Raw genomic sequence first — 10325 nt, forward strand, 5'->3', positions numbered from 1 at the left:
CACACGATCCGTAGGCCTACTTCACGGACTTGATCATCATGACGAGGGTCATGCCTACCAGAGCACATACGCCGGCCACCGGGAACAGGGCGTGGTAGCCGACCGCGGAGATGAACGTGGCGGCGAGCACCGGGCCGAGCACCTGACCGCCGGTATTCGACAGGTTGAGCACGCCGAGATCCTTGGCTGCGGTCTCCGGATTGGGCAGCACCTCGATGTTCAGCGCCTGATCCACGGCGTTGAATGCGCCAAGACCGGTGCCGGCAAACAGACCATAGGCCACCATCGTCCACGGTTCTGCCGAGAAGAACGGGATAAACGAGCCGACGGCGATGCAGAAGGAGGCAAGAGCCACAGGAATCTTACGGCTGTGGATGCGGTCGGTGACGATGCCGGTGACGACGGTGATGATCATGGCGGTGAACATCATGCACAGGGAGATGATCGTCACGTAATGCGAGGCTCCGGCGTCGTCCTGCTTCATGTAATCGGTGAGGATGTACAGCTGGTAGCCGGCGATCGCGTACTTGGCGGAGGTGATCATGAACTTGCCGAACAGGGCAAGGTAGTAGTCGCGGCAGTTGTGCATGGGCAGGGAGAAGTGGTCGAGCACCATGCGCTTGTCGAACTTGGCCTTCGGCATCGGCAGGCTGGAGGGTTCGCGGGTAAGGAAGGCCACGACGAAGCCACAGCAGAAGGTGAGCACGGAAAGCATGAAGAAGCCGCGGGGAATCGTGGTGATGAACTGTGCCGCCAACACCTGTCCGGCGTATGAGCCCACTGTGGACCCGAAGGCGAACATCGAGGTGATGGTTCCACGGTATTTGGGTGCCACGCGGTCGGCGATGATGCCGAGGAACGGTGCGATGATCACGTTGAGGAACACCTGATAGACGCACCACGAGACGATCAGGAACGGCACGGTGGGTGCGTGGGCGACGACGTTGAGCATGATGGCGGTGCCGATCGATCCGCAGATCACCCACGGGGCGCGGCGACCCCAACGCGAGCGGGTCAGATCAGAGAGCGCGCCGAAGAGGATGTTGGACAGTGCGGCCACGACCATGGCACTGGTGGACATCACGGCGATGATGGCCGCCTTGGAATCGGGGGCGAGTTCGGCGGTCTTGGCCGGCAGCAGCACGATGTTGGATCCGGTGTAGGGGCCGCCGTACAGGGCCGCGCCAAGCAGCAGTGCGATGCCGATGCGGTAGGGGGCCTTCTTCTGATGCTCATCTGTTTCCGAGGCGCGCCATACGCTCGGATTCGCGGAGGTACTCATGATGGTTTCTTCTTCCGTGGGTATTTCGTCTGATTATTGATTTGAAGTTACAGTAGGAGTTTCCTGACCCCTCATCCGACCGGCGAAGCCGGCCACCTTCCCCCGAGGGGGAAGGCGGGCTCGCTAGCGACGACCACTAGAATCCGCCCGGTCGGCCGGGGATGTTGCCTTCCAAGGGAAGGCCGGTCAGAAAATAATCGAATCTAGAACAGGCGGACGCGGTTCCGGCCGGGCTTCAGCGATTCGATCGGACCGGGAGTCGGGTGTTCGCCACGTTCGGCGCCGGTCAGATCGTGGTCCACGACCAACGGAGTGCCGTCCGGGTTCTCATAGGGTTCTCCCACGATGCGCGGGCGACCGAGATCGAAGGTGCCGATCACCTTGGTGGGCACGTCGAACATGCCTTCCTCGAATTCACCTTCGAGCCAGTAGGAGCCGTCGTCGTCCTTCACGATGCGCACGAACGGGTCGGCGTCGGAAAGGTATCGGTCGTGCTCCAGCTTGCAGGAACCGGCGCCCTTGTAATAGGCATTGCCGTCGATATAGACGGGCTGGCGCACGGCGTCGAACTTCGGTACGTCGCCAAGATTGGAGGCCTGCACGATGCGCACGAACTCCTCGATGCTCGGCGTGAATCCGTTATCGTAGCCGGCGGTGCCGCGGAACGAGTAGTCGGTCATCAGGAAGTCACCACCGACGAAGATGTTCTGGTAGAGCCGGTCGTCGCCACCGTACATGATGGCAGTGCCCTTCACCTGCGTGCTGTGCGGCTTGTGGTACGGCGTGGAACGGTTGAGCTCCGCCTTGAGCAGGCTGGATCCGCAGAACAGATTATGTACGTAGGCCGTGCCCTGCGCCAGGTTGTCGATGTTGTGCTGAGAGGCGAAGATGTTGTTGTCGATCAGCGCCGGACCGTGCGTCACCTCAATCATCAGGTCACGGATGTTGTCGTGGTACACATTGCCGGTCATGCGCAGACCCTGCGCCTGCCAGTCGATCCAGGTGCCGAGCTGGCAGTCGTGGATGTGGTTGTGGCGGATCTGCACGTCGATGGCCGCGTGCATCTTGATGCCGCCGATCTCCTGGCCAAAGAACTCGCGCTTGGCGTCGATGTTGTAGATGTGGTTGTTCTCGATCACGGAGAAGATGCCGCCGAGATTGCCGACGACACCGTTCTGTCCGCAGTCGTGGATCACGTTGTTGCGCACGATGTGCGATCCGACCGTCTCTTTGTCCCAGCCGTTGTGCCGTGCCTCGAATACGCCTTCGAGCTGGTACTGGTAGCCGGGCATCTCACCCAGACGGGTCTTGGCGTTGTCATTCGGCGAGTATCCCTTGCCGAGACTGACTGCGCTGCACCGGGCGTCGTGGATGTCGTTGTCCTCGATGATCCATCCCTTGCTCCAGTGGGCACCGATCAAACCGATCTGGTTGCCGGTCGGCGGAGCCCACGGGCAGGCGGCCTGCGCCAGCTCGAATCCGCGGACGGTGATGTAGTTGACGCCGGTGTTCTTCGGATAGAACACGCTCTGCCGGCAATTGATCTCCACGAGCTGCTCATTGGGATCCTTGTCGTGGAAGTTCGCCCAGATCTCAGTGGTCTCCTCGTTCACCTGCGCATGCCACTGCCACACGGTGTCCTCCGGATGGGGCACATCCTCGACCGGATGCACCCACTGCGGTCCAGGCAAGGTGTATCGCGGCTTCGGGTCGCGCACCGATTCCACGGTCGGCGCCTCGTACAACGCCTTGCCGTTGAGGTACACCTCACCGAGGCTCATCGTCCACTTCGGTTGCTCCAGCCAGTCGCCCCACAACGGGGTGGCGTAGGGATTGTATTCGCCGAACATGGTGTTGGGCACTTCGACGTGCCACACGCCGTTGCCCTCGCTCGTCCAGCCCTTGACGATCTCGGAGCCCTTGATGACCGGGCGATTCTCTCCTTCGGCGGCCACGTATTCGATGCGGATGGCGTTGTGCAGGCCGCCGCGCACCGGATTGACCTGCTCGCGATAGACGCCCTCATGTACGATCACCCGGTCGCCGGGAACGGCAATGTTCGCAGCCTCCTGAATCGTAGCGAACGGATTGCCGGCGCTGCCGTCACCGACGCCGGTTTGATCGGCACTGACGTGCAGCTCCCGATGATTGAACGACTGGCTGGTTGACATAATGATCCTCTTTCACTCGACGTTGAGCATTGACTCATACATTTAATTTACCATTGGTTAATTAAATGAGGTGATTAAAGAGTACCAATCGATCCATTGAGATGTCAATTCGGCGTTTCGCTGGTATTGGCGAGGCTTTGCGAAGACGCTCACGATGATTCCGACGATCATCGAGCAATGACGGGACGCTACGGGTTCAATGAGAGCAAACGATTCCTCGTCCATCAGCCCCTCATCTGACCGGCGAAGCCGGCCACCTTCCCCCGAGGGGGAAGGCTAGAAGCGTCCAAAACGGAGAGCGGTCCGACTACCGACTCCCCCACCGCGAATCAGCGAACTCACGCCACTCGGCCACCAGATCGACATGATCAAGGTCGCGCAGCCAACGGGTCTGCAGACCATCCATCATGGAGATCGCCACACGGCCCTCATGCTCAGGATTCTCGAATCCGTCACGCGCCGCGGCCAAGGTCATACGCCCCACCGCCCGGCGTTCACGCTCCTGATAGTATTCGTACGCCGGATGCGTCTTGGACAGGGACTCCCCCTGCAGAATCATGTACAGCCGCACGATCTCCGGCTGCTGCACGTTGCGCTCCATACTGGTCTCGGTGATCTGCCGCAATCCCAGCGACACGTTGCCATCATAGAGATCCTGATAGGTCACGCCCATCCGTTCGGCGGAGTATTCGAGATCGAGTTGGTCTCGATGTTCCAGCACCGCAACCAGCAGACCGACCTTGTTCTTGAAATGGTAGATCACGGCCGGTTCGGTCAGCCCCAGTTCCTTGGCCACCTGATGCACGGAAAAGCCCCATAGACCCTGTCGCGAAATGATCTCCGTAGCCGCTTCGATCACCTGATCCCGTCGCTCCTGCGGCTTGAGCCGCATGCGACCGGTCTCTCCCACGGCCTGTTCCCCTGATCGAGCCATCGTGCATTCACCCCCATCTGTCATTCGATTCCCGATCTTGACGCACGGCCGAGACAGACGAAAACGATCCGATTCCGGCGAAAGCGTACGGAAAGTGAATTCGGCGTGTACGCATGGACACCAAATGATGGATATCCCGCGCCGGGACGGTGAACATGCGATAGGCTGACATCATTGCAACCGACAGCCGCAGTCGGGAAGGGAATACACCGAAGAATGCGATGCGGCACGTTTTGTGGAGGAAAGTCATCATGCCGATGATCGATCGAAAAGTCATCATCTACCCGTCCGCCGAGGTGCTGCAGGAGGCGTTGGCAGCACGATTCCTGCTGAAGATCTCCGACCGTCTGGCCAAGCACCAGCGCGTCGACGTGGCACTGACCGGCGGCACCGACGGCATCGCACTGCTGCGCGCCGTGGGCGAAAGCCCGCTGTCCGCCGCCGTGGACTGGAGCCGCGTGCATCTGTGGTGGGGCGACGAGCGTTTCGTGCCCGCCGACGACCCGGACCGCAACGCCCTGCAGGCCCGCGAGGCCTGGTTCGGCAAGCTGGTGGAGGACGGCGTGATGCCTGAATCACACATCCACGAAATGCCCGCCGACGACCGTGACGACGAAGCCCGCATGACGGCCACCGAGGACGAGAACTACGACGCCGTGACCCAGGCGGCCAAGGCGTACGAGAAGGAGATCGTCAAAGCGCTGGGCAAGAAGCAGGCGTTCGACATCGCCCTGTTCGGCGTGGGCCCCGACGGCCATTTCGCCTCGCTGTTCCCCAACCATCCGGCGCTACGCAGCAAGGACAAGAAGACCCGCGTGATCGGCATCACCGATTCGCCGAAGATGCCGCCGATGCGCATCAGCCTCACCGTGCCGTTCATCCGCTCCTGCCGTCGCGTGTGGGTGTTCGCCTCCACGCCACGCAAGGTCGAGGCCGTGGGCAAGGCCCTCGCCGGCACGAACAACCCGCAGGTGCCCAGCTCGTTCGCCGGCGGCGCCAAGGAGACCCTCTGGCTGCTCGACAAGGATTCCGCCGCGAACCTGTGACTGGCGATAAGTCTCAGTGAATTTTGATGGATTCGAGCGCAAACAATGTCGATTGGCGCTCGAATCCATCGACAGCAATTACCAGAGATTCCAAAATCCTGGAAACTATGCGGTTTTACGGTTACAGTGCCGTCGGCTGCCATGGATCAGAATGCATTGGCGCACCAAATACGTCCAAATCCATGAATCGTTTCGTTCTCATTTGCCGATACCGTCTCAGCCACTCACTTACCGATAGCCGATCCTCCTGCACTCACATCCCTTGCGCCACCCCTCTGAAAGCAGGTTAATTCTGGATTAACCATCGATTCGCGAATTGACCACCCCGAATCCTCCCCTCTACCATGAATATGAGAAATCATGCAATGGCTTGGCATGGTTTCAATACATACCGATTGAGAAGAGGTATCAGATCTCGACCGGACAGGTTTCGAGAGGAGAGAATCATGCAACGCTTGCGAAGCGTGTTTGCAGGCATGCTATCCGTGGTGCTGACCGTAGCCATGATCTTCGGCTTCGGCGCATCGCAGGCAGTCGCCGCAGAAAATGGTGTCGCAACCACGACGTCTTCATCAACGCATAACGCCATCGTGCTGGTATTGGACAATTCCGGCAGTATGTACGGCGAGCCGATCGAACGGCTGAAGACCGCAACGAAACAGTTTGTATCCAAGGTACTGGCCAAGGATCCACAAAGCCAGATCTCCCTGGTGTCGTTCAGCAATGACACCACGGTTCAGGATTTCACCAACGACAAGACCACACTGAACAACTTCGCGGATAAGAATCTGTTCGGCGATTCCGGTACGGACGTCACCGCAGGACTCCAGAAAGCCGATGAGGTACTCAAGAACTTCAAGGACACCGCCTCCGTGAAGTACGCACGCAGCATCGTCACCATGTCCGATGGCTGGCCGAACAGCGCTGAATCCGCAACGAATCAGGCCAAGTCGATGTTCCCCAGCTACAACATGTACTCGGTCGGGTTCTACCCATATGAGGACAATTCCGCCAGCACCTTCATGAAGTCGATCCAGAACAAGGGCTACTTCGAAGCCAACGACCTCGATGCACTGATCCAGAAGTTTGATGAAATCGCCGATGTGATTCTCAATCCTCCGGTGGTGAATGTAAGCCATGCATACAATCACGCATCCGAGAGCGGCGGATTCCCTTGGAATGGCATGTGGATAAATGTTCGAGTCAGCAACCCTGGGAGTAAGCCGCTATCCAATGTGCAAGTGAAACTGAAACTTGATAAGTACATGTGGCTAGCGGGAGATGCAGCCGAACAGAAAATCACGGACATTCCCGCTAAGTCTGATAAAACCGTCAAGTGGCTCGTGTTCTTCAAGTCCGACACTGCTGCCCATGTGAAGACTCAAACCCCTTCAGTTATCGTTTCCGGTGACCGCTTTATTAGTGTCACCGCATCAGACCGGATCTCAACAATCTGGGTAACCAAGACGACAATATTCACATTCGGAGTGGATAACTGGTCATTCCCCAATCCAACGGACTGGAAACTCAGCGACAAGGATCTCGATGCTCTCAAACACTCCGGCCTCTCCGATACCGACTATCAAACATTGAAGGCAACGAGCGAAAAATACGCCAAGGATGGAGGAACCAACGGTAATTGCGCAGGCATGGCAATTACCGAAATCCTTGCAAAAGTCGGCTACGACTTCCCCGATGTATCGGCTAAGAATCTCCATTCCGTTCCCAAGAACGATGAAGTCATTTCTTATATTAATTACTACGCTCTAGGTCAATTCACATACGCATCACTCTCTCGCATGACCAATACGACCAATCTTCCGGAGAAAAATAAAATTTCGCAGCTGAAGCAGAAGCTTGCAACGGGAAACGTTCCGGTCCTTCTTGGCATCAGGTACATCGATAAGAAAAACAATGGGAAAGGTAATTGGGGGCATATGGTCGTTGCCGATCAATATGACATCGGGTCATACAAGATAGACGACAAAGAATACAATCTCAGAGTTCGAATCATTGACAACAACACCCCCGATCAGCAGAAGGCGTATCTGTATGCCAATACGCAAACCGGTCATTGGAAGCTCAAGAACTCTCAAGACGAGGATAAAGAAGAGGGGAATACGGAAAATGGCCAAACCACCATCGGCTATATTTCCAATGTCGTAGAGGAGATGACTCCGTTTAACCATCAAACCGCATCCTCCAACTATCAGGCTTGGCTGTCCGCCAGCAATCAAACGTTCTGGCATAATCTCAAGGTATCGATACAAGCTACGGGTAAGACCATTACATGGCCAGCACATCAGCTGATGTCCGATCCTCGATTCACAGTCATTCCAAGTTTCAACGGTTCCACAGACTCAAGTTCAACCGTGTCGCTTCCTGCAACGCAACCATATACGATCACCTCATCCGGTGAATCTGACTATGCGATGCGGTATCCGAATATTTATCTGAACGCACAGGCAGACAAGGCGACTTCTACGACATTCAATCCCAATGCAAGTGTTTCCGTAAATGGCAGCAAAGGTTCATATCGATTGCTGTCAACAGTCGATAAGGGAACGCCGTGGTCCGCTTTTGCCGTGTCGGGGAATAACGGTGGCAATGTGAGCTTGAATCGGATTGCTAACGGCGACTATGTGGTGCGAGCCGATAATTTGAAGAACGTTTCCATTACTGCCGAAAATCGTAATGAAACGAAATCCATAACAGTGAGTACCGATGCTCACAAGATCGGAATTAAGGCACAGGGCAATAATCTGGTCGCGGCCATCGACAAGGACAACAACGGTTCGTTTGAGACGGTGATCGCCAGCAGTGACGGCAGCCAGAACGGTAGTAATGGCGGCCAGCATGGCAACAACGGCGGTACGCCGACCGCACCGAATTCAGGCAACGGCGGACCCTCCGCTTCGGCGAATGGCTCGCACGCCAATGCGGCGACGAATGCCGGATCGAAGAACAGCGTGACGACGAAGACCGCCGACGCCAACAACGGTCCGCAGAAGCTGAGCCGTACCGGCGTGGCGATTGTCGCGATTGCGGCGGCCGCGGGTGTGCTGCTGGCGGGCGGCGTGATCATCCTGGTGGCACGCCGGCGTCGGGAGGAATAACCGGCACGGTGACACGGCGATGATTCGCTGATCAGCCAATCAGAGAGAAATCAGAGAAAGAGACGATCCGCATGACAACGGACCGTCTCTTTTTCCGTCTGCCCCGGCTTCTGTCCCCCGGCCGTCATATACGGGTGGAACAATGGCAATGCGGTATTGATGGCAATAATCACCATGGGCGTGAGGAGAAGCATTATGCGCAGAGTTCACAGTATTGGCAAAGGGGGATTGACCGCGGCGGTACTTGCAGTCTGTACGCTGCTTTCGGGACTGGCGATCATGCCCGCGTCAGCTTCGGCGGCGAGCGGGGATGTGGCGGTGAATGCCGTGAACTTCCCGGATGCCACGTTCCGTCAGTATGTGTCGAGCAACCTCGACCGATCCCCGCACAACGGCGTACTCAGCCTCGCGGAGCGCAATGCCGCGAACGAAATCGATTTGTTCAACAAGAATGTCACGTCGCTGAAGGGCCTCGAATACTTCCCTCGATTGGATAAGCTGTATGCGCCGGGCAATCGACTGACCTCGATCAACGTCTCGCAGAACACGCAGCTGACGGTATTGGACGTCAAGAACAACCAGCTGACCGCGCTGGACGTCACCCGCAACCCCCGATTGGACTCCGTATGGGTCAACAACAATCGACTGTCGTCCCTGAACGTGTCACGCAATACGGCATTGGGCTATCTCGACGTCAGCGGCAACCGACTGACCGCGCTGGACGTGACGCATAATCGGCAATTGCAGAGTCTGAAGGCCAGCAACAACCGGCTCACCAGCCTGAATCTGACGAACAAGCCCATAATGTTCGATCTTATGGTGAATGGCAACCAACTGTCGTCACTGGATCTCTCACAGACACCGAAGATGACGTTCCTGAATTCCAGCGGCAACCGACTGCTCGCCGCACGCGTGACGTCGGACATGCTGTTCGAAATAGACGCCCAGAAGCAGAACGCCTATGCGGTGGATGGGACCTCGCTGAATGTGAGGCAGCTGATTCCGTGGTTCAGTCTGTCGAAGGTGTCCGACGTTCGAGGCGGCACGATCTCCCCGAGCGGCGTGATCACGCCGTCAAGCAGAAAACCAGGCAGTGTGGTGTCGTACTCCTACGACACGGGCGGTCACGGCGACTGGATCATCGACATGAAAGGCCTTCTGGACGTCAAGGTGTCGTTCACGATGAAGGGGGCGGCGCCGTCCCGGCCGACGAACCCCAGCACCCCGGGATCGGGATCGGTGAAGCAGGTGCCGGTGTACCGCGTGTACAACCGTCGCAGCGGCCTGCATCATTACACGACCAACAAGGCGGAGAAGGACATGCTGGTGAGGCTCGGCTGGCGTGACGAGAGCACGAAAGGTGCCTCGTTCATCACGGTGGCCAAGGGGACGGCGGGAGCCAAGCCGGTATATCGCGAGTACAACCGTCGTACCGGAAACCACAATTGGACGTTGAACAAGGCGGAGCACGATATGCTGGTGCGTCTTGGCTGGAAGGGCGAAGGCGTGGCATGGTATGCGCCGGCCAGCGGCAAGAACGTGTATCGTCTGTACAACCGTAACTCGGGCGAGCATGTATACACGATGAGCTATGGCGAATACGTGGCCGTGCAACGTGCCGGATGGCGCGGCGAGGGAGTCGCCTGGAAGAGCCTGTAGGAGGGTCACCAGCTTCCCCTCAAGGGAAGCCATGTGCGTCTTTTGACCACCCTCAGTCCGCCTGCGGCGTCCAGCTCCCGCCAGCGGGAGCAGAAGACGTATGTCGTAAGGCAAATC

Annotated in this window: 6 protein-coding genes; 3 read left to right on the forward strand and 3 right to left on the reverse strand. The window is 57.7% G+C overall.

Going from position 1 to position 10325, the window contains the following annotated elements; all coding sequences use genetic code 11:
* Positions 1 to 16: 16 nt before the first annotated feature.
* The 3 genes from CSQ87_RS03770 to CSQ87_RS03780 form a co-directional block, all read right to left on the reverse strand.
* Positions 17 to 1282 carry an MFS transporter gene (locus tag CSQ87_RS03770; RefSeq protein ID WP_100512551.1) on the reverse strand — a complete coding sequence of 422 codons (1266 nt, stop codon included), beginning with the start codon at positions 1280 to 1282 and terminating at the stop codon, positions 17 to 19.
* 203 nt (positions 1283 to 1485) lie between these two features.
* Positions 1486 to 3453, reverse strand: coding sequence for a right-handed parallel beta-helix repeat-containing protein (locus CSQ87_RS03775; RefSeq protein WP_100512552.1), 1968 nt, complete (start codon positions 3451 to 3453; stop codon positions 1486 to 1488).
* Positions 3454 to 3760: 307 nt separating this feature from the next.
* The gene (locus tag CSQ87_RS03780) at positions 3761 to 4387 is read right to left on the reverse strand and encodes a TetR/AcrR family transcriptional regulator (RefSeq protein ID WP_100512554.1); all 627 of its coding nucleotides are present in this window, start codon (positions 4385 to 4387) and stop codon (positions 3761 to 3763) included.
* Positions 4388 to 4644: 257 nt separating this feature from the next.
* Between CSQ87_RS03780 and pgl the strand changes: the two genes are divergently transcribed.
* From pgl to CSQ87_RS03795, 3 genes are all read left to right on the forward strand, one after another.
* Positions 4645 to 5433, forward strand: a complete 789-nt coding sequence (gene pgl / locus CSQ87_RS03785) for a 6-phosphogluconolactonase (RefSeq protein WP_100512711.1) — start codon at positions 4645 to 4647, stop codon at positions 5431 to 5433.
* Positions 5434 to 5879: 446 nt separating this feature from the next.
* Entirely contained in the window at positions 5880 to 8549 is a 2670-nt protein-coding gene (locus CSQ87_RS03790) for a vWA domain-containing protein (protein ID WP_165776729.1), read from the forward strand.
* A gap of 195 nt (positions 8550 to 8744) precedes the next feature.
* Positions 8745 to 10208 carry a hypothetical protein gene (locus tag CSQ87_RS03795; RefSeq protein ID WP_133122339.1) on the forward strand — a complete coding sequence of 488 codons (1464 nt, stop codon included), beginning with the start codon at positions 8745 to 8747 and terminating at the stop codon, positions 10206 to 10208.
* Positions 10209 to 10325: the final 117 nt, after the last annotated feature.

The sequence above is a fragment of the Bifidobacterium simiarum genome, assembly GCF_002802905.1.
Taxonomy (GTDB): domain Bacteria; phylum Actinomycetota; class Actinomycetes; order Actinomycetales; family Bifidobacteriaceae; genus Galliscardovia; species Galliscardovia simiarum.